This window comes from Kluyvera sp. NPDC087067 (assembly GCF_044745165.1).
GTDB lineage: Bacteria > Pseudomonadota > Gammaproteobacteria > Enterobacterales > Enterobacteriaceae > Kluyvera.
Map to the genome: position 1 here is coordinate 679,599 of NZ_JBIUZS010000001.1, position 23,301 is coordinate 702,899.

Annotated in this window: 24 protein-coding genes, 3 tRNA genes and 1 pseudogene; 17 read left to right on the forward strand and 11 right to left on the reverse strand. The window is 54.0% G+C overall.

What is annotated here, in order from left to right; all coding sequences use genetic code 11:
* Positions 1-105: 105 nt before the first annotated feature.
* The 7 genes from ACIPDS_RS03265 (at position 106) to ACIPDS_RS03295 (ending at position 6,715) form a co-directional block, all read left to right on the forward strand.
* On the forward strand, positions 106-927 hold the full coding sequence (locus ACIPDS_RS03265) for an ABC transporter ATP-binding protein (protein WP_400732542.1): 822 nt from the start codon (positions 106-108) through the stop codon (positions 925-927).
* Positions 927-1,949 (forward strand): FecCD family ABC transporter permease, encoded by a 1,023-nt coding sequence (locus ACIPDS_RS03270; RefSeq protein ID WP_400732544.1) that lies wholly within the window; start codon positions 927-929, stop codon positions 1,947-1,949. The genes ACIPDS_RS03265 and ACIPDS_RS03270 overlap by 1 nt, the downstream gene beginning before the upstream one ends.
* Entirely contained in the window at positions 1,946-2,998 is a 1,053-nt protein-coding gene (locus ACIPDS_RS03275; RefSeq protein ID WP_400732546.1) for a FecCD family ABC transporter permease, read from the forward strand. The genes ACIPDS_RS03270 and ACIPDS_RS03275 overlap by 4 nt, the downstream gene beginning before the upstream one ends.
* A gap of 8 nt (positions 2,999-3,006) precedes the next feature.
* Entirely contained in the window at positions 3,007-3,957 is a 951-nt protein-coding gene (locus ACIPDS_RS03280; protein WP_400732548.1) for an ABC transporter substrate-binding protein, read from the forward strand.
* Positions 3,954-4,853 carry a MurR/RpiR family transcriptional regulator gene (locus ACIPDS_RS03285; RefSeq protein ID WP_400732551.1) on the forward strand — a complete coding sequence of 300 codons (900 nt, stop codon included), beginning with the start codon at positions 3,954-3,956 and terminating at the stop codon, positions 4,851-4,853. Before ACIPDS_RS03280 ends, ACIPDS_RS03285 begins: the two co-directional genes overlap by 4 nt.
* Positions 4,854-4,955: 102 nt before the next feature.
* Positions 4,956-5,831, forward strand: a complete 876-nt coding sequence (locus tag ACIPDS_RS03290) for an NAD(P)-dependent oxidoreductase (RefSeq protein ID WP_400732553.1) — start codon at positions 4,956-4,958, stop codon at positions 5,829-5,831.
* Between the two features lie 17 nt (positions 5,832-5,848).
* Complete coding sequence (locus ACIPDS_RS03295) at positions 5,849-6,715, forward strand: oxygenase MpaB family protein (RefSeq protein WP_400732555.1); 867 nt, start codon at positions 5,849-5,851, stop codon at positions 6,713-6,715.
* Positions 6,716-6,814: 99 nt separating this feature from the next.
* Here the strand turns inward: ACIPDS_RS03295 and ACIPDS_RS03300 are convergent, their stop codons facing one another.
* Entirely contained in the window at positions 6,815-6,955 is a 141-nt protein-coding gene (locus ACIPDS_RS03300) for a hypothetical protein (protein WP_106926738.1), read from the reverse strand.
* A 250-nt stretch (positions 6,956-7,205) separates the two neighbouring features.
* On the opposite strand from ACIPDS_RS03300, the gene glgS reads away from it, so the two are divergent.
* Positions 7,206-7,412, forward strand: coding sequence for a cell surface composition regulator GlgS (gene glgS / locus ACIPDS_RS03305; protein ID WP_166513979.1), 207 nt, complete (start codon positions 7,206-7,208; stop codon positions 7,410-7,412).
* A gap of 61 nt (positions 7,413-7,473) precedes the next feature.
* Here glgS and ACIPDS_RS03310 read toward each other — a convergent pair whose 3' ends face one another.
* Complete coding sequence (locus ACIPDS_RS03310) at positions 7,474-8,775, reverse strand: uracil/xanthine transporter (protein WP_400732559.1); 1,302 nt, start codon at positions 8,773-8,775, stop codon at positions 7,474-7,476.
* Between the two features lie 283 nt (positions 8,776-9,058).
* Between ACIPDS_RS03310 and ACIPDS_RS03315 the strand changes: the two are divergent.
* From ACIPDS_RS03315 to ACIPDS_RS03325, 3 genes and pseudogenes are all read left to right on the forward strand, one after another.
* Positions 9,059-9,658, forward strand: a pseudogene (locus ACIPDS_RS03315) (carboxymuconolactone decarboxylase family protein); the annotation flags it as partial.
* A 21-nt stretch (positions 9,659-9,679) separates the two neighbouring features.
* Complete coding sequence (locus ACIPDS_RS03320; RefSeq protein ID WP_400733442.1) at positions 9,680-10,129, forward strand: cupin domain-containing protein; 450 nt, start codon at positions 9,680-9,682, stop codon at positions 10,127-10,129.
* Positions 10,130-10,246: 117 nt separating this feature from the next.
* Complete coding sequence (locus ACIPDS_RS03325) at positions 10,247-10,564, forward strand: putative quinol monooxygenase (protein WP_166513976.1); 318 nt, start codon at positions 10,247-10,249, stop codon at positions 10,562-10,564.
* Positions 10,565-10,602: 38 nt separating this feature from the next.
* Here ACIPDS_RS03325 and ACIPDS_RS03330 read toward each other — a convergent pair.
* The 3 genes from ACIPDS_RS03330 to ACIPDS_RS03340 all read right to left on the reverse strand — a co-directional run bounded on the left by ACIPDS_RS03330 (position 10,603) and on the right by ACIPDS_RS03340 (position 10,842).
* Positions 10,603-10,679, reverse strand: a tRNA-Val gene (locus tag ACIPDS_RS03330).
* Between the two features lie 4 nt (positions 10,680-10,683).
* A tRNA-Val gene (locus ACIPDS_RS03335) sits at positions 10,684-10,760 on the reverse strand.
* 5 nt (positions 10,761-10,765) lie between these two features.
* Positions 10,766-10,842 (reverse strand) — tRNA-Val (locus tag ACIPDS_RS03340).
* Between the two features lie 302 nt (positions 10,843-11,144).
* On the opposite strand from ACIPDS_RS03340, the gene zinT reads away from it, so the two are divergent.
* On the forward strand, positions 11,145-11,765 hold the full coding sequence (gene zinT, locus ACIPDS_RS03345) for a metal-binding protein ZinT (protein ID WP_400733444.1): 621 nt from the start codon (positions 11,145-11,147) through the stop codon (positions 11,763-11,765).
* Positions 11,766-11,994: 229 nt separating this feature from the next.
* Here the strand turns inward: zinT and mdtK are convergent, their stop codons facing one another.
* Complete coding sequence (gene mdtK, locus ACIPDS_RS03350; RefSeq protein WP_166513975.1) at positions 11,995-13,368, reverse strand: MdtK family multidrug efflux MATE transporter; 1,374 nt, start codon at positions 13,366-13,368, stop codon at positions 11,995-11,997.
* Between the two features lie 376 nt (positions 13,369-13,744).
* Between mdtK and ACIPDS_RS03355 the strand changes: the two genes are divergently transcribed.
* A complete protein-coding gene (locus tag ACIPDS_RS03355; RefSeq protein WP_400732562.1) occupies positions 13,745-14,383 on the forward strand; it encodes a riboflavin synthase subunit alpha in 639 nt (212 codons plus the stop codon).
* 68 nt (positions 14,384-14,451) lie between these two features.
* Here ACIPDS_RS03355 and cfa read toward each other — a convergent pair whose 3' ends face one another.
* Together cfa and punC are read right to left on the reverse strand one after the other, a co-directional pair.
* On the reverse strand, positions 14,452-15,600 hold the full coding sequence (cfa, locus tag ACIPDS_RS03360) for a cyclopropane fatty acyl phospholipid synthase (protein WP_400732565.1): 1,149 nt from the start codon (positions 15,598-15,600) through the stop codon (positions 14,452-14,454).
* 297 nt (positions 15,601-15,897) lie between these two features.
* Complete coding sequence (gene punC / locus ACIPDS_RS03365; protein WP_400732568.1) at positions 15,898-17,091, reverse strand: purine nucleoside transporter PunC; 1,194 nt, start codon at positions 17,089-17,091, stop codon at positions 15,898-15,900.
* A gap of 111 nt (positions 17,092-17,202) precedes the next feature.
* Here punC and punR point away from each other — a divergent pair, with 111 nt between their 5' ends.
* On the forward strand, positions 17,203-18,114 hold the full coding sequence (gene punR, locus ACIPDS_RS03370) for a DNA-binding transcriptional activator PunR (RefSeq protein WP_166513971.1): 912 nt from the start codon (positions 17,203-17,205) through the stop codon (positions 18,112-18,114).
* A 17-nt stretch (positions 18,115-18,131) separates the two neighbouring features.
* Here the strand turns inward: punR and purR are convergent, their stop codons facing one another.
* Positions 18,132-19,157 (reverse strand): HTH-type transcriptional repressor PurR, encoded by a 1,026-nt coding sequence (gene purR, locus ACIPDS_RS03375; protein WP_166513970.1) that lies wholly within the window; start codon positions 19,155-19,157, stop codon positions 18,132-18,134.
* 294 nt (positions 19,158-19,451) lie between these two features.
* Here purR and ACIPDS_RS03380 point away from each other — a divergent pair, with 294 nt between their 5' ends.
* Both ACIPDS_RS03380 and ACIPDS_RS03385 read left to right on the forward strand, forming a co-directional pair.
* Positions 19,452-19,541: a YnhF family membrane protein gene (locus ACIPDS_RS03380; protein WP_166513969.1), complete on the forward strand. Its 90-nt coding sequence runs from the start codon at positions 19,452-19,454 to the stop codon at positions 19,539-19,541.
* Positions 19,542-19,701: 160 nt separating this feature from the next.
* Complete coding sequence (locus ACIPDS_RS03385; RefSeq protein ID WP_400732573.1) at positions 19,702-20,868, forward strand: MFS transporter; 1,167 nt, start codon at positions 19,702-19,704, stop codon at positions 20,866-20,868.
* Between the two features lie 77 nt (positions 20,869-20,945).
* Here ACIPDS_RS03385 and sodB read toward each other — a convergent pair whose 3' ends face one another.
* Entirely contained in the window at positions 20,946-21,527 is a 582-nt protein-coding gene (gene sodB / locus ACIPDS_RS03390) for a superoxide dismutase [Fe] (RefSeq protein WP_166513967.1), read from the reverse strand.
* A gap of 123 nt (positions 21,528-21,650) precedes the next feature.
* Positions 21,651-22,481 carry a C40 family peptidase gene (locus ACIPDS_RS03395; RefSeq protein WP_400732577.1) on the reverse strand — a complete coding sequence of 277 codons (831 nt, stop codon included), beginning with the start codon at positions 22,479-22,481 and terminating at the stop codon, positions 21,651-21,653.
* Positions 22,482-22,820: 339 nt separating this feature from the next.
* On the opposite strand from ACIPDS_RS03395, the gene ACIPDS_RS03400 reads away from it, so the two are divergent.
* On the forward strand, positions 22,821-23,165 hold the full coding sequence (locus ACIPDS_RS03400; RefSeq protein ID WP_035896299.1) for a Grx4 family monothiol glutaredoxin: 345 nt from the start codon (positions 22,821-22,823) through the stop codon (positions 23,163-23,165).
* The last annotated feature ends 136 nt before the right edge of the window (positions 23,166-23,301 follow it).

Below are 23,301 nucleotides of genomic sequence, written 5' to 3' on the forward strand. Positions count from 1 at the left end.
ATGTAGTGAGCTTGACTACTACATAACGGCATTGCATGATCAAAAGAGAATGAGATTTATTTAAAGTGCAGCACGCGAAACGGCCGTTGCCCTGGAGAGAGAAACATGCCACAGCGGCAAGATGCCCCGCACCCACGCGGGATTGTGCTGGAGTCCCTGTGCGCAGGCTACGGCAGTCAGCGCATCGTTGAAAATATCAGCCTGACCCTGCCCGTGGGCAAAATGACGGTGCTCGCAGGGGCAAATGGTTCAGGCAAATCTACCTTACTCAATACCATGGCGCGGATGCTCAAACCGCTTGCGGGCTGCGTTCGCCTCGATGGGCGCGACATCCACGCGCTACCGACCAAACAGGTCGCCCGCCAGCTTGGCCTGCTGCCACAATCGCCGCTTACCCCGGAAGGGTTGACGGTGTTTGAACTGGTTTCACGCGGGCGCTATCCGTGGCAGGGGCTGATTCGTCAGTGGTCGGCGGAGGATGAACACGCGGTAGAGGAAGCTCTGCGCCTGACCGGGACGCTGGAGTACGCGCATCTGCCGGTGGACAGCCTGTCCGGCGGTCAGCGGCAGCGATGCTGGATAGCGATGGCATTGGCGCAGCAGACCAGCACCATTTTGCTCGATGAGCCGACCACCTGGCTTGATTTGCGCTATCAAGTGGAGATCCTCGAGCTGCTACACCATCTCACCCGCGCGCATGGGCGTACGGTTATCACCGTACTGCATGATCTCAACTTCGCTGTGAACTACGCCGACACGCTGGTGTTTATGAAGCAGGGACGCATTGCGCATATTGTTGATGAGAGGCAGCCGTGTACGCCGGAAATCATTCAACACGTCTTTGATGTCGAAGTGCAGATGCTGCACAACCCGCAAACCGGTAAGCCGCTGTTTATGCCATTGTGCACCGGCGTGGTGCCGGACTAATGGTGGCGCTCACGCTACAGCGACGGCACCGCGTGCGCCCTAAGCTTGCGTTACTGCTGATAAGTGCGCTGCTGTGCTGCGGGGCGATTGTCCATCTTGGCCTTGGTGCACGCGCCATTGCGCCGCGGGTGGTGATAGAGGCGTTACTGCATAACGATCCGAGCAATTTTGAACACCGTATCATTGTCACCCTGCGTCTGACCCGTTTATTAGCGGCGCTATTAACCGGCGCGGCGCTGGGGGCAGCGGGGCTGCTACTACAAACCGTGGTGCGCAATCCGCTGGGCGAGCCGCATATTCTGGGGTTGAACGCCGGGGCCACGCTGGCGGTGGTGGCCTGCTCGGCGGCGGGTGTTTCGTTTGGTGAGTGGGGGATCGACCGTTCGCTGGTCGCCCCCTTCGGCGCGGCGCTGCTGTTTGGTTTGGTGATGCTGTTGGCAAGCGCGGGGCGCACAGGGGCAACGGCGATGAAAATCACCTTATGCGGCGTGGCGCTGTCGGCGTTTGCCTCGGCGGTGACCGCCTCAATTCTTATTCTTGATGAACAGACGCTCCAGGCGATGCGCACATGGCTTGCCGGGGATCTGGCGGGTATCTCCCTGGCTACCCTGAAAATAGCGAGTATTCCGGCGCTGACTGGCGTGCTGCTGGCAGCCTGGCTTGCCCCGCGTTTAAATATTCTCGCGCTGGGCGATCGCGTGGCGAGCGGTCTGGGCGTGGCGGTCACGCGTACCCGCATCCTGGGGGTGATTGCCATAGCGCTGCTGTGCGGGGCGGCGGTATCGGTCGCCGGGCCGGTCGGGTTTATTGGTCTGGTCGTTCCTCATGCCATACGCCGCTGGGCCGGTCAGGATGTCCGTAGCGGACTCCTGCTGGCGCTTCCCACCGGCGCGCTGTTATTGCTGCTGGCGGATATTCTTGCCCGTTGGCTGCTGGCGCCTCAGGAGCTGGCGACCGGCGTTATGACCGCTCTGGTTGGAGCGCCTATCTTTATCGCCATTGCCGTGAGGTATTTTAAATGACGCGTGCGGTGCAAAAAGCCGGGTTTCGCCCGCTAGCATTTGGGCCGTGGCGCCTATTACTGAGCCCGCGTAGGGTGAAGATTGCCGCCGTGCTGGTCTCGCTCATCCTCCTGTTGCTGGTTTATAGCGTCACGCGCGGGACGTTAGCTATCCCCACGAGTGCGATAGGCCGGGCGCTGTTTTATCCGCAGTCGTTAAGCGCTCAGCAGGTTTACATCGTGCGCGACATCCGCCTGCCTCGGATGCTGATGGCTATCTTTTGCGGTGGAATGCTGGGCCTGGCGGGGGCAGCTATGCAGTCTATCACCCGAAACGGACTGGCGGATCCGGGGCTTATCGGCGTCAAGGAGGGGACCAGTATGGTCGTGTTGACGCTCATCCTCGTGTTTCCGTCGTTAAGCCTGGTATGGCGACCGGTGGCCGGGATGCTCGGCGGCGTGCTGGTGGCGTTGTTGGTTATCGTGCTGGCGCGCGATCTCTCTCGTCCGCGCTTTATTCTTATTGGCATCGGCGTCTCCTGGACTCTGGCGGCGGCAATGGCGCTGTTTGTCACCACCGCCGACATCCGCGATGTTCAGACCGCGATGACCTGGCTTGCGGGAAGTTTGCACGCCGCCACCTGGTCACTGTTAGCGGTTGCCGTCGCGTGGGCGTTACCGGCAGTGATTATCCTGTATCTCACCGCTCGCGCCGCGGATGTGGCGCTGCTTGGCAATCAAATGGCGAGCGGGCTGGGCGTGCGTTTATCTCGTCTGACACTACTGCGATTTTTCGCCCCGGTTTTGCTGACGGCGGCCAGCGTGTCGTGCGTCGGTAGCCTGGGTTTTGTTGGCCTGATGGCCCCGCATATGGCCCGATTTGTGCTGCGCGGAGGGCAGGTTGCGCTGTTGAGCGGCAGTGCGTTGATTGGCGCGTTGCTGGTGCTACTGACCGATACCGTGGGGCGGCTGGCCTTTGCGCCGCTGCAAATTCCGGCCGGGATCATTATTTCGCTAATTGGCTGCCCGTTCTTTATTTTACTGCTGTGGCGTCGTCGCGACGCTTTATGAGGATTTCGATGACTGTACGTGGGCTGTGGTCTTTTTTGTGTCTGTTTAGCGCGTCGGCATTGGCGCAAACCCAGGCATTTACCGACGATCTTGGGCGCGTAGTGCAGGTTCCGCTGCATCCCCAGCGCATTGTCTCGATGCACGATCTCGATATCACCATTCCGCTGATTGAGCTTGGCGTGCCGCCCGTTGCCAGCCACGGGCGTACGCGGCCTGACGGCAGCCACTACCTGCGTTCCAGCGCCCAGTTAACCGGTATTGATTTTGATAACAGCGATATCCAGTTTATCGGCACCGCTGATATCGATCTTGAAGCCGTCGCGGCAGCGAAACCGGATCTTATTATTACCGAACCCAATCGCAATGTGCCGATTGAGCAACTGGCGAAAATTGCGCCGACGGTCAGTATCGATCACCTTCTGGGGGGCGCACCGCGCATCTATAGCAAGCTGGCGCAATTAACCGGCACCGAGGCGCGACTGGCGGTGCTTGACCACCGCTATCAGGCGCAAATAGCGCAGCTTAAACGTACCATTCAAACCCACAACATCAGCGTCTCAGTCATTCAGGCTAACAATGGCAAAGTCACCGTCCATCATTCCTATCACTCGCTGGGACGCGTGCTGCGCGATGCCGGTTTCCGTTTCCCGCCGCTGATTGAGCGTATTCCTGATGGGGAACGCATGGATGTTAGCGCCGAGCAATTGCCCGATCTCGACGCTGATTTCCTGTTCGCCACCTGGCGCTCGGATACCGGCGGTAAACCGCAAGATGAGATCAATGACATGGAAAAAGTCATGCCGGGTTGGTGCGATTTTATGCGCGCCTGCCGCACCGGACATTACATTCTGTTGCCGCGTGAAGAGGTCATCTCTAACTCCTACGCGGCGCTCAGCCTGCTGGTGGCGCAAGTGCAGTCGCAAATTGCCGGTCGCCCCATCCCGCAGGAGGCGAAATGAAACCGGCAGCATCGCGCAAAGAAAAACGCCGAGTCGATTTGTTCGGCGAACGTATGAAAAGCCGCAGCGGACAGCTTTCTCCCCGTCTGCTGGCGGTGGTGAACTGGATTGACGATAACCGTGAAGCGGTGCTTGACCATACGGCGATGGAAATTGCGCAGGCGACGCAAACCTCAGACGCCACGGTGGTGCGGGCGATTCAGGCGCTGGGTTTTGCCGGGCTGCGCGATCTTAAGCATACCCTCCAGCACTGGTTTGGCCCGACCATAACCTCGTCGGAAAAAATGGCCTCCACGGTCGGGGCATTGACCAGCGATGTGAACTCCAGCATCGATTTTGTTCTTGAAGGACATCTCCGCGCCTGTGAAATGCTGGCAAGTACTGAAAACCGGGCGGCGATTGCGCAAGCGGTGGCCCTGCTTACCGAGGCCCGTCAGGTGGCGTTGTTTGGTATCGGGGCATCGGGCATTTTAAGTGAATATAGCGCGCGTCTGTTTAGCCGTATCGGCCTGCCATCGTACGTCTTAAACCGCACCGGTTTTAGTCTGGCGGAGCAGCTTGTCAGCCTGCAACGCGGTGATGTGCTGATTATGATGGCGCAGAAATCACCGCACAGGGAAGGGCTAACGACGCTGCGCGAAGCGGCGCGCTTGGGCATTCCCACCATTTTACTCACCCAAGCCACCGACTCGCGGTTTAGCGAAATGTCGCAGGTCGTGGTGCATGTACCCCGGGGAGAAAATGGCCGTGTACCGCTGCACGGAACGGTGATGGTAGGCCTGGAAATGCTGGTGCTGTCAGTGGCCTCGACGACCTCGCAGCGCACCCTGCGTTCGATGAAGCGTATTAACGACCTGCACAAAGCCATTGGCAAGTCAGGGGGGCGAAAAGGCTGAATGCCGTCAGATAATCCTGGGCGCTCACCTGATTATCCGGTTGCATTTTGGTCTGATAATCATCAGGCTAATTAAAATGACCGAATCGATTAGGAGAACGAAATGAAGGCATTGCCTGTGGTAGCGGTGTTGGGATTAGGCGCAATGGGGCACGCGTTTGCCGCCAATCTGCTGAAAAAAGGGTTCACCGTATTCGGCTGGAACCGAACCCCGGGGCGCGGTGACGATCTCGAGATTCACGGTCTGCAATTGTGTAACGATGCGCCGCTGGCGGTAGAGGATGCCGAGGTCATTATCGCCATGCTGACCGACGGCGAGGCGACGCTTGCCTGTATTCGCACCATCGCGCAGTCCTGTCCGCAAGGGGCCACCTTCTGCCAGATGGGGACGATTGGGATTAAGGAAACCGCTGAGGCTATCGCGCTTCTGGCGTCACTGCGCCCGGATATGCTCTATCTCGATGCCCCGGTATCCGGCACGAAAGCGCCGGCGGAGAACGCGCAGATTCTGGTGATGGCTAGCGGTGATAAATCACGGGCGGGCGCGGCACAACACGTATTTGATGCCATTTCTCGCGGCACCCAATGGTACGGTGAAGCCGGGAACAGCCAGAAAATGAAGCTGGTGATCAATGCCTGGCTGATTGCGATGATGCAGGGCGTGGCGGAAAGTATGCAGCTGGCAAAACAGTTTGGTTTCACTCCCGAGCAGTTGTGGGAAACGCTGGAAGGCGGCCCGCTGGCGGCCCCGTATGTGAAGGGCAAACTTGAGATGATCCGCAAAGAGGATTATACCCCGCAGATGCAGCTCCAGCATGCCCTCAAGGATGCGCGTCTGGCGCTCGCCAACGCGCCACTGGGGACGATGCCGATGATGAGTGACATCACAGCGTTGTGGGCACAGGCGGCCGAGGGAGGGCTTGCACAACAGGATCTGGCCGCGGTGTACGCCTGGCTTGATAACGCGCGACAGAGCTAAACAAACGGAGAAAGGTCATGGAGTGGCTACGTCAACGTATTGAACAGCAGGTGCTGGGGCTGACCGGGATTTCGCTTAACGAGATCGATTTCGAACATCCGAAAGGCGAGCCGGGTCTGTTTGGCCCGCAATCGGCTATCTGGCCGGTGCACGGCGATTTTACCTCCATGCTGTGTGGCGGTATCAGCGCCTTGCTGTTGCAGATGCTTCATCCATTGGCGCTGGCGGGAGTCTGGGACCATTCTAACTTCCGGGAAGATATCTTCGGACGCCTGCGACGCACCAGCCAATTTATCTCTGCCACCACCTATGCGACGGTGCCGGACGCCGAGCGGCTGATTGCCAAAGTGAAAGCCATCCATCTGCGCGTAAACGGCACCGATAGCGACGGTTCACCGTATGCCGCAAGCGACCCGGAGCTTCTCACCTGGGTGCACGTTGCCGAGTGCAGCTCATTTATGGCCTCACACCTGCGCTATCGTCGCATCATCGTGACACCGTCACGTCAGGCGCAATATTTTATTGAATCGGCAAGTATTGCTGAACGGCTAGGGGCGGTAAACGTACCGAAAACGCCGCAGGCGGTCGCCAACTATCTGGAGAACATGCGTCCACAGCTTCGCTGTGATGAACGCACTCAGGAAGTGGCGCGCGTGCTGATGACCACCCGTTTGCCGGGGCGATTGACGCAGCCCGCGGGGACGATATTTATCAAGGCCGGTATCGATCTGTTGCCACCCTGGGCTCAGGAGATGTTGGGGCTACGGTTAAGCCCGCTTGAGCAGCGGATAGTGCGCGGTAGCGTTCATGCTATTGCTGCCGTACTTAGACGTTCGGTCAGAAATGGGGCGTATCACTGCGCGTTGCGACGCATGGGCCGTTGAGGAGTGTCGGTGCCGGGAAGGCCGCTGGATGAACAATTAATTAAAATGGAAATGCATCCCATAAAATAAAAAACCGACAATAAATGTCGGTTTTTTTTATCAGATTTTGCAAGCGTCGCCGCAATCATCGTCAGCAATAATCGCCTGTGCCTTCTTGTCTGCGTCGTCCAGACGTTCTGCATTGCGCTCTTGTGCTTCATCCAGTCCATCAAAGACCAGATTATCGAGATCTATTTCCATTCTTCACCTTCATTTTTTCTGTTCTACTCTTAACACAGTATATTGCAAAAATGTTGATGGATGTACTCAGTTGTGACACTGGTCGCGTATTTCGCACGAAGCGCTACCAGGGCGTCGGGAAACGGCTGAAGTGTGAAGTCACGCGGTCATATGCGCACGCATTGTACAAAAAAGAGTCGATAACAGGCGAATACTGGAAACAGGAAAGCATATAACCTTGAAAATGATCACCAGCTCGGAGGGATATGCAATGCAGAAACAGGATCCACAGGCACTAACCAATTTTGATTTTTTGGCTCGCAGTTTTGCCCGTATGCAGTCGCTTGGTCAACCCGTTGATATTCATGCCGTGACGGGAAACATGAGCGAACAGCAAAGAACCTGGTTTGAGGCACGATACGAGCTTTACATACAGCAGGCCACAAGGGCAAAAGAGCGAGCGCTGGAAGTGTGTTAAACGTTAACGGGCACCTGGGTGCCCGTTGTTGTTTCTGATTAATACCGTTATCTGGAAATGCCTACTTAAGCCTGTCCCACGGAATAAGATTATCCACCACTACCGCAAACAAAATCCCGACTAAAAGCCCGTTACTCAGCAAAGGGCGAATGGTCAGCGGAATATCCTGTAGATACACCGGCGGCAAACTCATTAAAAACAGCCCAACAAACAGCGGTAACGCCAGGCGGTAAATATTGCGCGAGGTCAGTTTGACCTGCTGGCTAAAGACCAGGCTTGAAAAGAGCAGGGGTAAGTAGGAGACCAGCATCACCGCGCTGCTGACACCCAGCGTAATGGCGCAGAAGAACTGGGTGAGCGGGGTTACGATGGCGACAATCAGGAATAACAGCGCGCCGTATAAGAATGATTTCTGCGAACTGTCACCCGTTTGTGTGAGCAGGCCAACCGACGACACGAACGGTGAAAAAGGCACCACGGCTAACGGTACGCTCAGCAGGGTAACAAAGCCCGAGACAATAAAGCTCCGACGGTAATGCCCATTATCAGGAGTGGCCTGGGGATAGAAGGTATCCGTACCGCGGAGTGCACCGTAGGTATTACTGATATTCACAAGGCCGGTTATCACTGCGGTCAGAATAATACCCGGCGACAGCGTGCCATGATTGCCCAGCGGGAACCACTGCCAGTGCAGGCTAGCAGAATTAATGTCTGAGCCGCCAAAAAACAGCCGCCACATGGCCCAGCCAATCACCGTGCCGATAAGCAGCGCGTAGCGTGAAATACGTTGGGGTAAAAAGACAATCAGCCCAATAACAAAAAACATCACCGCGACCGCCATAGCAAACGGCGCCAGCGAAAGACTGACGGTAGATTTGGCCATGCCAAAAGGTAGCCCAAGCATGCCCTTAAAAAAGATGGTCGTTAGCTGGGCGCCGAGTAACAGCATAAACACCACCATCACCGATGGCGTGAACAATCGCGCGAGTCGGCTTCCCAACCCGCTGATGCCGATAACGATGGTCATCACGGCGGAGATAGCAATGCCCACCGCCAGACTGCTGGCAATATCGTTCAGCGGCGTGCCGCGTGATGCTTCAGCCAGGGTAATCGTCAGGATGGTTCCCCACCACAGGCCGGTTGGCCCTTCCATAATTGCACGTCGGTGGCCGATAAAGACCTGCAATAAACAGGCAATGGCGGTAGTGAGAAAGGCATACTGCGTTAGCAACAGCAGGCTGCTTTCCGGCAGATGGAAGGCGGAAACCAGCGTCGGAGGCACGACGACGGTGTTGCAAAAGATAAAGAAAAACCATTGAAAACCGGAAAGCAGGTTTTCACGCGTTGGGCGTAGAGTCAGCATGGGGAAGTCCGGCAAATAAACACGACTGTAGCCCTTTTTATCCGGCAGCGGTAAATATCCGCATTAATTGCCTGAAACCGGGAATGAAATGCTGCGAAAGAAGCATGAAATGCATTATTTGTGTGATGAATATTTTGTTGGCATTGATAGCTTCACGATTAATGAAATTCGCTCATAGGTCAGTTCTGATTTCCCCGTCTAATCATTCTTATATCAACGCATTATAATTTTTCCATTCACCCATTAGCGTGGGAGCCGCGGTTTCCCACCTGGAGATATCATCATGCAAAACCCTCTGAATGCTCGCCAGCAGGCGATGATCCCGATTGCGGCATTGGCCGCTCGCGGCGATATGGAAACGTTAACTCTCGCCCTTCACGAAGGTCTGGATGCTGGGCTCAGCGTAAATGAAGTTAAAGAACTTCTGGTGCAGCTTTATGCCTACTGCGGTTTTCCGCGCAGCTTGAACGCGCTGGGCTGTTTTATGGCGGTGGTCAACGCCCGTAAAGACAGCGGGATTGTTGACGAGGAGGGGGCTGAACCCACGCCACCACCTCAGGATTGGGATAGCCTGACTGCGGGCACTGCCACCCAGACGCAGCTGGTGGGGAAGCCGGTGAGCGGGCCGCTATTTGATTTTGCGCCAGCCATCGACGTGTATCTGAAGGCGCATCTGTTTGGCGATATCTTCCAGCGTGATGTACTGGACTGGCCCGCGCGCGAGCTGGCTACGCTGTCAGCGCTGGCGGCCATTACCGGTGCGGAAAGTCAGCTGAAAAGCCATTTTGCGATTAGCCAGCATAACGGCATCACCACGGAGCAGTTGCACGCTTTCGTCGCCGTGCTCGCCGCGAAATGTCCTGTCGATATTGCCACCCATGCTCACGCGGTGCTAAGCCAGTATCTGAACGACTCATCGTCTAAAACGGCGCGCACTGATGCGGGGCTAAACGCGGCATTTGAGGGCAATAGCGTTTTTCCGCGCGGTGAGAAAAACGAAGCCTACGCGAAATATTTTACCGGCACTAGCTATCTGACCATGCTGTCGCGTGAAGGGGTCACGATCGGCAACGTCGCGTTTGAACCGGGCTGTCGTAACTTCTGGCATATCCACCATCAAGGCGGGCAGATTTTACTGGTCACCGGCGGTCGCGGTTGGTATCAGGCATGGGGGGAACCGGCCCGTGAGCTGAAAACGGGTGACGTGGTGAATATTCCGCCGGGGACAAAACATTGGCACGGCGCCGCGCACGATAGCTGGTTTGCCCACATTGCGGTAGAAGTTCCGGCATCCGGGGCGTCAAACGAATGGCTGGAACCGGTGAGTGATGAAGAGTATTCGCGGCTACCCTAGCGCGGCCACCTTCGCGAGCGAGGTTGCAGTGGCGTAAAGTGCGCCTCGCTGCTAGCCTGAATAGTTGAGGTACCCGGTGAGACGCCGGGTTTAGCATCGACAAATCAAGGATCTCCAATGAGCGAAGTGAAGATAGTAGCCACTCTAACCCCCTTCCCGGAACATATCGAAACCATCAGAAAAGCCGCCCAGGACATGGTGCCACTGACGCATCAGGAGTCGGGATGTTTGCAGTACGATCTGCATGAAAGCCATGCGGTGCCGGACGTGCGAAACCTGGCCAATAAAGGGGCCGTCTCTTTTGTATTTATCGAGCGATGGAAATCGGAAGACGATCTGGTCAAGCACGTCGCGATGTCATACCACGATGATTTTCTTGAGATATTAGACGGTAAACTGGAAAGTCTGAACGTACAGCGCTTAACGAAGCTTTAGCGAGAAGAGAAGGGAATATGCACCATATCAGAAAGATATGGTGCGTCTGAATGGACTCGAACCATCGACCCCCACCATGTCAAGGTGGTGCTCTAACCAACTGAGCTACAGACGCAGAATGGTGCGTTTAATTGGACTCGAACCAACGACCCCCACCATGTCAAGGTGGTGCTCTAACCAACTGAGCTATAAACGCATTAATGGTGCGTCTGAATGGACTCGAACCATCGACCCCCACCATGTCAAGGTGGTGCTCTAACCAACTGAGCTACAGACGCATTGTTGCTTGTGGCAACGGGGACGAATATTAGCGGCACTCATGGGTTGTGGCAAGCGGAAAATGTTTGATTTCACGCGACTGGAGAACTTTTGCCCATCTGTGCGGCTTTTTACCGCAATACGCTAGATTGCGTTGATCTCACAGGCTTTTAGCGATGGCTTTTTATCCTGAATACCCCTTTTGCTGGCAAAAACATTTTGTCATTCTTTGTTGAAAATAGAAATGTTATGTTATAGCGTTTTCTCTCGGTTATTGACGAAGGGAAATTCACGGGTGAAACAATCAGCTAAAATCGTCGCGATGGCCGCGGCGTTAATGGTCAGCGGTCAGGCGTTGGCTCATGGGCATCACGATCATGGTGTGCCGCTAACCGCAACGGAGCAAAAGGCGGCAGAAGGCATTTTTAAACTCAGCGATGTAAAAGACCGCTCGCTCTCGGACTGGGAGGGAATGTGGGAATCGGTTAATGGTTATTTGCTATCAGGTGCGCTGGATCCCGTGTTTAAGCAAAAGGCGGATAAAGACAAAAGTAAAACCTTTGCTGAGGTAAAAGAATATTACCGCAAAGGTTACGCCACCGATGTAAACATGATTGGGATCGAAAATGGTGTGATGGAGTTTCATGTCGGAGATAAGGTCAGTGCCTGCCAGTATCGCTATGCTGGATTTAAAGTCCTGACTTATGCCTCCGGTAAGCAGGGAGTACGTTATCTGTTCGAATGTCAGCAAGCCAACACCGGGGCCCCGAAATTCGTACAGTTCAGCGACCATACCATTGCACCGCGCAAATCGGCGCACTTCCATCTCTTTATGGGCAATCAATCTCAGGATGCATTGCTTGAAGAAATGGATAACTGGCCGACCTATTATCCATACCAGTTGACCGAAAAGCAGGTGGTCGATGAGATGCTCCATCACTAAGAGCCCATCCCATTAGGCTATTTTATTCGCCATTTTGGCACCGGGCAGTGCTCGAAATCCTCACGTACTACGTGTACGCTCCGGTTTCTCCGCGCTGTCCGGCACCAAACTGGCTTCAACAATTACGCCTACTGGGATAGGCTCTAAGCGTCAGTGATACCGCCGCTTAAAAAGAAAAAACGCCGGGTAAACCCCGGCGTTGTGCTGTTTTCTCCCAGCCCGCGGGAGATTAGCGGGACGCCCGCTTGAGAATCACCGTCGCAGGCTGACGTTGCAGGAAGCGCATGCGTAACATCATCATCACTGCCGCAGACGTCAGGCCGATAATAAAGCCCCACCAGAAGCCAGCTGGCCCCATTCTGTCGACCACCAGATCGGTCAATGCCAGCACGTAGCCGCACGGCAGACCGAGTACCCAATACGCGGTGAAAGTAATAAAGAAGATGGAACGTGTATCTTTATAGCCGCGCAAAATCCCGCTACCGATAACCTGAATTGAATCGGAAAGCTGATAGAGGGCCGCCAGTAACATCAGCTGCGCCGCCAGCGTGACAACCTCAGGATTGTCGTTATACAGCAGGGCGATGTGTGTACGCATCAGCGTCGTGAAAATAGCGGTGCACATCGCCATACATATTCCGACACCCAGGCCTGTGCGGGCGGAAACCTGCGCGTCAGGCGTCGAACCTTGCCCAAGGCGGAAGCCCACGCGAATGGTGACGGCCGCCGCAAGCGACATCGGCAGTACGAACATCAGCGAGCTAAAGTTCAACGCAATCTGATGCCCCGCGACATCGACAATCCCCAGCGGGGATACCAGCAGGGCAACCACGGCGAACAGCGTCACCTCGAAGAAAAGCGCCAGCGCGATGGGTAAACCCAGCGTTGCTAACCGTTTCAAAATAACCGGGTCAGGGCGGGTGAAACGATCGCTAGTACGGATATCACGCATGGAACCGGCGTGACGCACATAATAGAGCATGCTAAAGAACATCACCCAATACACCGATGCCGTCGCCACGCCGCAACCCACGCCGCCTAATTCCGGCATTCCAAAGTGGCCGTAAATAAAGATGTAGTTCACCGGAATATTAACCAGCAGGCCAATAAAGCCCATCACCATACCCGGCTTAGTTTTAGCCAGCCCTTCACACTGATTACGTGCGACCTGGAAGAACAGATAGCCCGGTGCACCCCACAGTAGTGCGCGCAAATAGCCGACGGCTTTATCCGCCAGCGCCGGGTCAATATTGTGCATAGAGCGAATAATGTAGCCCGCATTCCACAGCACCACCATGATGAGGATGGAGACAAATCCGGCGAGCCAAAAACCCTGACGGACCTGCATGGAAATACGTTCGCGTCGGCCCGAACCGTTAAGCTGTGCAATGACCGGCGTCAGCGCCAGCAGCAAACCATGACCGAAAAGGATGGCGGGTAGCCAGATTGATGTCCCGATGGCGACCGCAGCCATGTCGGTGGCGCTGTAACCCCCGGCCATGACGGTATCGACAAATCCCATTGCCGTTTGGGCAACCTGCGCGAGGATTACCGGGATTGCCAGAGCTAATAACTGACGCGCTTCGACAAAATACTTCTGCACGTGAACACCTGTATTGTTGTTATTTATTCTCGCCGTACAGCGAGTACGGGAGACAGAAAAACCGCCTTAACCGGCAGCAAGAAGAATAAATAGAGGAATTTCTCCGTTATTGTAGCGAGGATTTGCTATTAATCTAGTCAAAAAATCAGCGGTAGGGCGTGGAAGGTAGCAACCTGAATTATCAACTGCTATTGTGCGTAACAGATGAACCGGTATACCCGTCATACTTCAAGTTGCACGTGCGTTGGCTTTCCTCGTTCACCCCGGTCACTTACTCAAGTAAGCTCCCGGGGATTCACTGCGTCGCCGCCTTCCTGCAACTCGAATTATTTAGGGTATAACGTCGCGAAATAAATGAATAACAGGAGTTAACTGCATGTTCACTGGTATTGTGCAGGGCACGGCGAAAATCGTGTCCATTGATGAAAAACCAAACTTTCGTACCCACGTGGTTGCGCTGCCGCAGCATATGCTGGCGGGGCTGGAGACCGGCGCGTCGGTCGCCCACAATGGTTGCTGCTTAACGGTCACCGACATTAATGGCGACCTGATAAGTTTCGATCTGATGAAAGAGACGCTGCGCATTACAAACCTGGGCGATGTGAAAGAGGGTGACCTGGTCAACGTTGAGCGTGCGGCAAAGTTCAGCGATGAAATTGGCGGCCATTTAATGTCCGGTCATATTATGACTACCGCAGAAGTGTCGAAGATCCTGACTTCCGAAAATAATAAGCAGATCTGGTTTAAAATTCAGGATCCGGCGCTGATGAAATATGTGCTGTATAAAGGCTTCATCGGTATTGATGGGATAAGTCTGACGGTAGGGGAAGTGACTGCTACGCGTTTTTGCGTGCACTTGATTCCAGAAACACTCGAACGCACTACGCTGGGTAAAAAACGTCTGGGCGACCGCGTGAATATCGAAATTGATCCGCAAACGCAGGCGGTAGTCGATACCGTAGAACGCGTGATGGCGGCAAAAGAAGTGGCAGCAAAGCAGCTTACCGCGGAATAACCACAGATTCCTGATACCTGGGTTGCATTGAAAAACGCCTGCGCCAGAACGGCACAGGCGGTATGGGGTTAACGCGCGACGCGCAGACCTTTTTCAACTCCGCGAGAGAACACAACCTGCCATAGCTGAATATCTCGCGCACGGAAAGCACCCGCGCAGGCGTTGAGATAGTAGCTAAACATCCGTTTGAATCGTTCGGAATAGTTGTCCGCAATCTCCGGCCAGCTGGCAAGGAAACGTTCGTACCATGCCATCAGCGTCGTATCGTAGTCAGCGCCAAAGTTGTGCCAATCTTCCATCACGAAGTGAGGTTCACTGGCGTGTGCTATCTGGCGTACTGAGGGTAAACAGCCATTCGGAAAGATGTATTTGTTGATCCACGGGTCAACATTACTGTCGGTTACCTTCGATCCAATGGTGTGCAGTAAGAATAAACCGTCCGGTTTTAAATTACGGTCGACCACTTTAAAGTAGGTATCGTAATTTTTAGGGCCCACGTGTTCGAACATGCCGACGGAAACGATGCGGTCAAACTGCGCGTTGAGGTCGCGATAATCCTGCAGCAGAATCTCGACATCTAACCCTTCGCAGCGAGCCTGAGCCAGCTTTTGCTGTTCAGCGGAGATGGTCACACCCTTCACGCTAACGCCGTGATTTTTCGCCATATAGGCGGCAAGTCCACCCCAGCCGCAACCGATATCTAAAACCTGCATACCCGGTTCGAGCTGCAGTTTCTGGCAAATTAACTCAAGTTTTGCCTGCTGCGCCTCTTCAAGCGTTTGCGCATCTTTCCAGTAAGCGCAGGAATACTGCATGTAAGGGTCTAGCATACGGCTAAAGAGATCGTTGCCCAGATCGTAATGTTCCTTACCGACCTGCCAGGCTCTTTTGCGCGTTTGTAAATTGAAAATACGGGCACCGGCGACGCGGAGCGTATCTTTGAAATGATGAGGGATTTGCTGTTCGAGTCCGGCGCGTAGCACCTGGTCGAAAAAGATATCTAAACGGTCGCATTCCCACCAACCGTCCATATAACTTTCGCCGAGGCCCAACGAGCCTTCTTGTAAAACACGTTTGAAAAACCGGGGATTTTTGACCTGTATATCGCAGGGGGCGTTGCCATTAATTTCAATGCCTGCTCGACTGAGCAATTCGCTAACGATACGGTACCAGTCATCTTCCGGTATATTGACTTCTTCTATACACGATGTGCTCATAGCCTCTCCATCCCGACCTGTTGATCAGAACCTTAAAACAGCGTAGACGCTTTTTTCTGGTTTGTGAGAAATGTCACGAAAAATTCGTGAGTCTGCTATCCGACGTAACATAGAGAAAGGGAGAATCCCTTGCTGAAAGCCAGTCCATGGTTTAACGGGTGGCATCCTGCCGCCGCTCAATAACAATAATGTATATTAATTATGTGATGCCGATCCAGTATAGGACGCTAAGTTTATTGATTCAACTAAAAATCTTAGCGTCCTAACGATTTATCATGGCATTGATATGGATGATGATTAGGCGTGAGAAGTACTCTGTTCAGCAGCGCGCTCTTCACCACGCGCGGCCCGCTGCATTCTGTAACCTATCGCCGCCAGCAATACCGTCACAAGCATCACGCAAGTGGTGGTCAGCAGCGGGGTAGCAATCAGCGTGGACACCGCAAGGCTTGCGAGGAAACACAGGCCCAGCTGTAACGTATTCTGTAGCGCAGCCGCCCGGCCGGTTGCCTGTGGGAAGGGTTTCAGGGCCTGAGCGACGACGATAGGATAAATCCCCCCGTTAGCGATAGCCATCACGCAGAATGGGATAAGTATTGCGGTCAATGAGGCATTTTCCATCAGACCCGCTCCCCACGTACCTATGACGCTTAGGGCATAAACAACCAGCAGCCAGGGTAGCAACTGAGAACCCTGCCATTTTTGCAGCGCGGCGCGACAGCCGTAGCCGCCAATCAGGAACGCGATCGTCTGCGGAACGTAGCTCAGGCCGATAACGGTTGGGCTATAGCCCATCTCATGCAGAATAAACGGCGAACCCGTTAACCATGCGAAGAAACTCGCCGAGCAGGCGGCGTAAATCAGAACGTTACCGCGATAGTCTTTGCTGCGCAGCAGGCGCATAAAGGTCAGTTTCTCTTCGCTGGTGGGGCTTTTCTTATGTGCGGGCTTCAGACGCAATGCCGGTAGCATCAGCACCAGGGTAATGATAAATAATGCCGCGAAAATAGCCTGCCAGTCGAAATGGACCAGTAGCCAGCTCCCCAGAAGCGGGGCGAGGGCAGGAGACAGGCCAACCAGCGGCATTATGGTGGCGAAGATACGGTTTGTGCGCTGTGCGGGATAATAGTCGGTGACCATTGCCTGCCAGGTCACGGCAGCCGCGCAGACGCCGACCGCCTGCACGAATCGCAGCACCAGCAGAGTCGTCCCGTCGCGCACCCACAGCATCCCCAGGCAACCCACGGCAAAAATAGTTAAACCGGTCAGCAAAATAGGCTTACGCCCATAACGGTCAGACAGCGGCCCCCATAACAGCTGGGCAACCGCAAAGCCTGCAAGGAACAGACTGAGGCTGGCGCTCACGGCGGAGGCCGGCGTTTGCAGGTCTTCCTGAATGGCCGCAAAGGCCGGCAAATACATATCTGTTGCCAGAAAACCCAGCACGCTCAGCCCTGCTAGCCAGACTAAAAATCCTTTCCCCGGTTGCATAATACGACCTTTCTATCATCAATAAACAATGCCGCAGAGTGTAGAGAGTGCATTGGTGGTTGTGAAACGCTAATATTTGAGTCATGGATTCAAAATTTTTGCAGGCAGAAAATGTGGTCTGAATATTCTTTGGAAGTGGTTGATGCCGTGGCGCGTAACGGTAGCTTTAGCGCGGCGGCGCAGGAGCTTCATCGCGTGCCTTCTGCTGTGAGCTATACCGTCCGCCAGTTAGAAGAATGGCTGGCGGTGCCGCTGTTTGAACGGCGCCATCGGGATGTGGAACTTACGCCTGCGGGCGTTTGGTTTTTGAAAGAGGGACGGTCTGTTATCAAAAAAATGCAGATCACCCGTCAACAGTGTCAGCAGATTGCCAACGGCTGGCGGGGGCAACTGGCTATTGCGGTAGACAACATCGTTAAACCGGCGCGAACGCGACAGATGATTGTAGATTTCTATCGTCATTTTAACGATGTCGAGCTTATCGTTTTTCAGGAGGTATTTAACGGCGTGTGGGACGCGCTGGCGGATGGTCGCGTGGAATTAGCGATTGGTGCCACCCAGGCTATCCCGATTGGCGGACGTTTTGCTTTTCGTGATATGGGGATGCTTAACTGGCATTGTGTGGTTTCCCATGCCCATCCGCTCGCCCAAATGGACGGGCCGCTCAGCGATGATGTGTTGCGCAACTGGCCCTCACTGGTGCTTGAGGATACGTCTCGTTCATTGCCTAAGCGCACCACCTGGCTTCTCGATAACCAGAAAAGAGTGGTTGTCCCCGATTGGGCATCTTCGGAAACGTGCATTTCCGCAGGGCTATGCGCGGCAATGATCCCCGGACATCGGGCGCAGCCGTGGCTTGATAGCGGTGAGTGGGTCGCCTTAACCTTAGAAAATCCGTTCCCGGATGCCGCCTGTTGCCTGACCTGGCAGCAAAGCGAAGCCTCGCCGGCGCTAAGCTGGCTATTAGAGTATTTAGGGGACAGTGAGACGTTAAACGATGAATGGCTGCGGACGCCGGAATAGGGCGTCCGCATAGGGACTTAACGGCGATAGTCGCGGAACGGGCCGTCAGCCACGGAGCGGCGCTCGATGAGGCGTGGATGGACCTCAATTGACTGCGACTCCTCACGCTTACTGACGATACGATCCATCAGCATATTGAAGGCCGTTTCGCCCAGCGAGTCTTTTGGCTGGTGAATCGTCGTCAGCGCAGGCGTAAAGAAGCGAGAGTTGCGCACGTTATCGTAGCCGATAAGCGAGATGTCCTGAGGAACACGAAGCCCCATTTCATCGGCTGCACACAGCGCGCCCATTGCCATCACATCACCGCCGCAGAAGATTGCGGTGGGGCGAGGGTGCTGGGACAGGATTTGCTGCATTGCGCGATAGCCTGATTCTGGCTCAAAATCGCCTTGCACAATCCAGTTGGCCGGGACGTTAATCATCGTCTCTTCCATCGCTTTCATAAAGCCTGCCAGGCGGCCCGCGCCGGTGTTACGCTCCAGCGGCCCTGGGATAACGCCGATATCACGATGCCCACGTTCCACCAGGTAACGACCCGCCATATACCCGCCTTCAAAGGCGTTATCAATGACTGAGTCAGTAAAGTCGGCTTTGGCTTCACCCCAATCCATAACCACCATCGGGATGTTGCGATACTCTTCGAGCATCGACAGCAGCGATTCCGGGTACTCAGAACACATCACCAGCAGGCCATCTACGCGCTTTTGCGCCATCATTGACAAATACGCGCGCTGCTTTTCCAGATTGTTCCACGCATTGCCAAGGATCAGGGTATAGCCTTTCTCAAAGCAGTTCTTCTCAACGGCTTCGATGATTTCAGCAAAGTAAGCCGCCTCGCTACTGGTTGCCAGCAAACCAATCGATTTGGTGTGGTTAACCTTGAGGCTGCGCGCGACGGCGCTTGGCGAGTAGTGCAGCTCTTTAATCGCTGCCCATACCGCTTCACGCGTGTCTTCAGCGACAAAACGGGTTTTGTTAATAACATGTGATACGGTTGTAGTGGAAACGTTTGCGCGCTTCGCTACATCTTTAATTGTTGCCATTCCATCTCACTCCAGACCCTGGCCTGCCCCTGAAAATACCGAAAGGAAAACGTTTGCCTTCACACACCCTGGTACAATCTTGCAGATTGCATTTCGCCGGGAAAACGATACAGGACGACAGGAGGGGGTCAATGGCCGGTTCGCTTATAAATAAGCGTCGAATTTTGACTTATCCTGACGCAAAGTGGAAGAACAAAAACCATCATCCTGCTAAATCTGTGAAGATTTTTGCGATTAAGTGTGCAAAAATGATTAAACGCAGTTTTACTGTGGTAATCAAAAGGAGAAAAATTGATGAGCACCGACCTTAAGTTGTCACTCGGTACTACCTTCGTTGCGCTCGCGCTGATCGTCGCGGCGGCGTTTACCGCGATATTGCATTAATCCCCCTGTGAGGGAGCATTCGCTCCCTCTCGTTTTATTGTTATCCAAATAGCAATAATCTTTTGCTGTTTTGTACACTTCTGTTTTTCTGTGATTGCTGTCATGCTTTTGCCCCATGTTGTCATGCCGCGTACTGCGTATGGCTTAGCGGAGCTTTTGTATGAAAATGAATTTTCCTTTATTGGCGTTAGCCATTGGGGCTTTTGGTATCGGCACCACCGAATTCTCGCCGATGGGACTTTTGCCGGTTATCGCGAAAGGGGTTGATGTTTCCATTCCTGCCGCCGGTATGTTGATAAGCGCCTATGCCGTTGGTGTGATGGTAGGCGCGCCGCTAATGACCCTGTTGCTTTCGCATCGCGGTCGCCGTAATGCGCTGATTTTCCTGATGGCTATCTTCACCCTCGGCAATGTGCTGTCGGCGTTCTCGCCGGACTACACCACCTTAATGGTGTCGCGTATTATCACGAGCCTTAACCATGGTGCTTTCTTTGGCCTGGGTTCAGTGGTTGCGGCAAGCGTGGTGCCAAAGCACAAGCAGGCCAGTGCGGTTGCAACCATGTTTATGGGGCTGACCATCGCGAATATCGGCGGTGTGCCTGCTGCAACCTGGCTTGGAGAAACCATCGGCTGGCGTATGTCGTTTATGGCCACCGCAGGGCTTGGCGTAATCGCTATTTTAAGCCTGTGGTTCTCGCTGCCAAAAGGTGGAGCGGGGGAGAAGCCGGATGTGAAACGCGAACTGTCTGTGCTGGTGCGTCCGCAGGTGCTCTCTGCGCTGTTGACCACGGTACTGGGGGCAGGGGCAATGTTTACCCTCTATACCTATATCTCTCCGGTATTGCACACCATCACTCATGCCTCGTCAGGTTTTATTACCCTGATGCTGGTGCTGATAGGCGTGGGCTTCTCTATCGGTAACTACCTGGGCGGTAAATTCGCTGACCGCTCCGTGAGCGGAACGTTGAAAGGTTTCTTGCTGCTGTTAATGGTTATCATGTTGGCTATTCCGTTCCTTGCGCAAACGCAGTTAGGGGCGGCGGTGAGCATGGTGGTATGGGGGGCGGCAACCTTTGCGGTGGTGCCTCCGCTACAGATGCGCGTGATGCGCGTGGCGCATGAAGCTCCGGGCCTGTCGTCATCGGTCAATATCGGCGCGTTTAACCTGGGTAATGCGCTGGGCGCGGTAGCCGGTGGCGCCGTGATTTCAGGCGGTATGGGCTATAGCTTTGTTCCGGTGATGGGGGCAATCGTGGCGGGGCTTGCGTTGTTGGTGGTGGTATTGAGTAGCCGCAGTCGCGGTGAAGAAGCGCTGGCGAGTCAGTAAGTCTATAAAAACGCAGAAGAGGAACTCTTCTGCGTAATGGATAAAACCCGGCGGAAGATGGCCGGGTTTTTTGCAACTTATGCAGCCAGATTTTCAGCCACAAACTTCCAGTTTACCAGAGCCCAGAAGTGCTCCAGATAGTTTGGACGCGCGTTGCGGTAGTCAATGTAGTAAGCATGTTCCCACACATCGACGGTCAGCAGTGGCGTTGCGTCGGTGGTCAGCGGCGTACCCGCGTTAGAGGTCGAAACGATGGCCAGTGAGCCATCAGCCTTCTTCACAAGCCAGGTCCAGCCCGCACCGAAGTTTTTAACCGCGGCATCAGTAAATTGTGCTTTGAATTCCGCGAAGCTACCAAACGCTTTGTTAATGGCATCAGCAACGGCGCCGGTTGGTTCGCCGCCAGCGTTAGGGGCCAGGCAGTTCCAGTAGAAAGTGTGGTTCCAGACCTGTGCTGCGTTGTTGAACACGCCGCCTTCAGAGGTACGTACGATCTCTTCAAGCGTTTTGCCTTCAAACGCGGTGCCTTTAACCAGGTTGTTCAGGTTAGTGACATAAGTCTGGTGGTGTTTACCATAGTGGTACTCAAGCGTTTCCACAGAAATGTGTGGGACTAGAGCGTCTTTGGCATACGGTAATGCAGGTAATTCGAACGACATTGCTACTCTCCTTATTATAGTTTGTGCACTCAATAACCTTGTATTGAGTAAGGGTAGAGTAGCAAATTAAAAGGTGAGAGAAAAGATAAGCTTACCCCGTTTATTAACAAACGGGGTAAGTGATTAACGAATGGTCTTCGGCGTGACTACGCGACGGGCGCCAACATAGTGACGAACCCAATAATCTTCGCTCAAGGAAGTGATTTGAATATCACGACCGGTACGAGGGGATTGGATAAATTTACCGTTGCCGACGTAAACACCGACATGGTCAGCCGTGCCGCGACCTTGCGTGCGGAAGAAGACCAAATCGCCGCTCTCCAGCTCGCCACGGTCTACCGGGCGGGCATCACGCAGGTGGTACATTTCATTGGCGGTGCGTGGGATACGAATGTTGACCAGATCTTTATAGGCGTAATACACCAGGCCGCTGCAATCGAAACCGGTACGTGGCGAGTTGCCGCCCCAACGATAAGGCTTACCGAGCTGGCCCATCAGTTTGTTCATTGCCGTCTTCTGCGCTTTTTGCATGCGAACTTTGTGCGCCTGCGCTATGGTCGTCGGCTGACTCTCGGCAGGGCTTGTGGTGCAGGATTTTTTGTGGCCTTTACGCGCAGGTTTGCAGGTGGTGACGAGGTTAGCCGTTTTCAGCGTGCTGCCTTTTCTGCTGGCTTTTGCGGTACGCGTAGAGGAGTTTTTACGGCTGGAGGAAGGTGCTGACTTTTTCGCCACGGCGCTGCTGTTTTTTTTCTTACTGGCCGTAGAGGACGATTTTTTCTTGCTGTTGGACTTGGTGTCTGTGCTTTTTTTCTTACGTTCGCTGCCTTTTACGGGAAGCGATTTTTGCGCCGTAGGTGTTTTGGCATGCCCGGTTGCATGCGCCAACGGCGTGAAAGATAACGATGTAAACAACAATGCACAGAGCGTGAACGACCATTTTTTTATCTGCGCCACTGAACAACCCTCTGAGTAATCAGGCGTACATCCTTGCCTGGGTATGGTTTACAAAACCCAACGATTCTAATCTATAAAAACACGAAATGTTAATACTGTTTTTTAGTCCAAAACGTTGTTTCGTTAGCAACTGCAAAAAAAAACATCATTTGATACAACTCGAGCTAAAAAATGAACAAGTTTTTCAGTGAACTGCCGATAAAGACATATTTATAAAGCAACTTAAGTGAACAGACGATAAAATAGTAAAGCGTGAACAAAATGTTATTTTCGGTTCGCGACCTGAAACGCTACAATGGCGGACTACTGTCGTAAAAAGAAGTGTGAGGAAGCAAGACAATGAGCGAGACAATTGAAAAAATTCAGCGCCAGATCGCTGAAAACCCAATCCTGCTGTACATGAAAGGTTCTCCGAAACTGCCAAGCTGCGGCTTCTCCGCTCAGGCAGTGCAGGCGCTTTCTGCCTGTGGCGAGCGCTTCGCTTATGTCGACATCCTGCAGAACCCGGATATTCGTGCTGAGCTGCCAAAATACGCAAACTGGCCGACCTTCCCGCAGCTGTGGGTAGACGGTGAGCTGGTTGGCGGCTGTGACATTATTATTGAGATGTACCAGCGTGGTGAACTGCAGCCTCTGATTAAAGAGACCGCGGCAAAATACGCTGAAGAGCCAAAAGCAGAGTAACTGCCTGGTTCGTGTAGGCCGGAAAGCTGCTCGCCATCCGGCATTCTACCCGGGATGCCAGATGGCGAGCAGCTTTCTGGCCTACGGTTTCAACGATAGACAGCTACAGAAAATAAAAAGCGCCTTTACGGCGCTT

Coding starts and splice junctions, on each gene's coding strand:
- punR (WP_166513971.1), top strand. CDS start 17,203: ATGTGGTCTGAATATTCTTTGGAAGTGGTTGATGCCGTGGCGCGTAAC.
- ACIPDS_RS03270 (WP_400732544.1), top strand. CDS start 927: ATGGTGGCGCTCACGCTACAGCGACGGCACCGCGTGCGCCCTAAGCTT.
- ACIPDS_RS03285 (WP_400732551.1), top strand. CDS start 3,954: ATGAAACCGGCAGCATCGCGCAAAGAAAAACGCCGAGTCGATTTGTTC.
- ACIPDS_RS03290 (WP_400732553.1), top strand. CDS start 4,956: ATGAAGGCATTGCCTGTGGTAGCGGTGTTGGGATTAGGCGCAATGGGG.
- ACIPDS_RS03355 (WP_400732562.1), top strand. CDS start 13,745: ATGTTCACTGGTATTGTGCAGGGCACGGCGAAAATCGTGTCCATTGAT.
- ACIPDS_RS03310 (WP_400732559.1), bottom strand. CDS start 8,775: ATGCTGACTCTACGCCCAACGCGTGAAAACCTGCTTTCCGGTTTTCAA.
- purR (WP_166513970.1), bottom strand. CDS start 19,157: ATGGCAACAATTAAAGATGTAGCGAAGCGCGCAAACGTTTCCACTACA.
- ACIPDS_RS03280 (WP_400732548.1), top strand. CDS start 3,007: ATGACTGTACGTGGGCTGTGGTCTTTTTTGTGTCTGTTTAGCGCGTCG.
- ACIPDS_RS03380 (WP_166513969.1), top strand. CDS start 19,452: ATGAGCACCGACCTTAAGTTGTCACTCGGTACTACCTTCGTTGCGCTC.
- zinT (WP_400733444.1), top strand. CDS start 11,145: ATGGCCGCGGCGTTAATGGTCAGCGGTCAGGCGTTGGCTCATGGGCAT.
- ACIPDS_RS03265 (WP_400732542.1), top strand. CDS start 106: ATGCCACAGCGGCAAGATGCCCCGCACCCACGCGGGATTGTGCTGGAG.
- ACIPDS_RS03325 (WP_166513976.1), top strand. CDS start 10,247: ATGAGCGAAGTGAAGATAGTAGCCACTCTAACCCCCTTCCCGGAACAT.
- sodB (WP_166513967.1), bottom strand. CDS start 21,527: ATGTCGTTCGAATTACCTGCATTACCGTATGCCAAAGACGCTCTAGTC.
- cfa (WP_400732565.1), bottom strand. CDS start 15,600: ATGAGCACATCGTGTATAGAAGAAGTCAATATACCGGAAGATGACTGG.
- ACIPDS_RS03275 (WP_400732546.1), top strand. CDS start 1,946: ATGACGCGTGCGGTGCAAAAAGCCGGGTTTCGCCCGCTAGCATTTGGG.
- ACIPDS_RS03385 (WP_400732573.1), top strand. CDS start 19,702: ATGAAAATGAATTTTCCTTTATTGGCGTTAGCCATTGGGGCTTTTGGT.
- ACIPDS_RS03300 (WP_106926738.1), bottom strand. CDS start 6,955: ATGGAAATAGATCTCGATAATCTGGTCTTTGATGGACTGGATGAAGCA.
- ACIPDS_RS03400 (WP_035896299.1), top strand. CDS start 22,821: ATGAGCGAGACAATTGAAAAAATTCAGCGCCAGATCGCTGAAAACCCA.
- glgS (WP_166513979.1), top strand. CDS start 7,206: ATGCAGAAACAGGATCCACAGGCACTAACCAATTTTGATTTTTTGGCT.
- ACIPDS_RS03295 (WP_400732555.1), top strand. CDS start 5,849: ATGGAGTGGCTACGTCAACGTATTGAACAGCAGGTGCTGGGGCTGACC.
- punC (WP_400732568.1), bottom strand. CDS start 17,091: ATGCAACCGGGGAAAGGATTTTTAGTCTGGCTAGCAGGGCTGAGCGTG.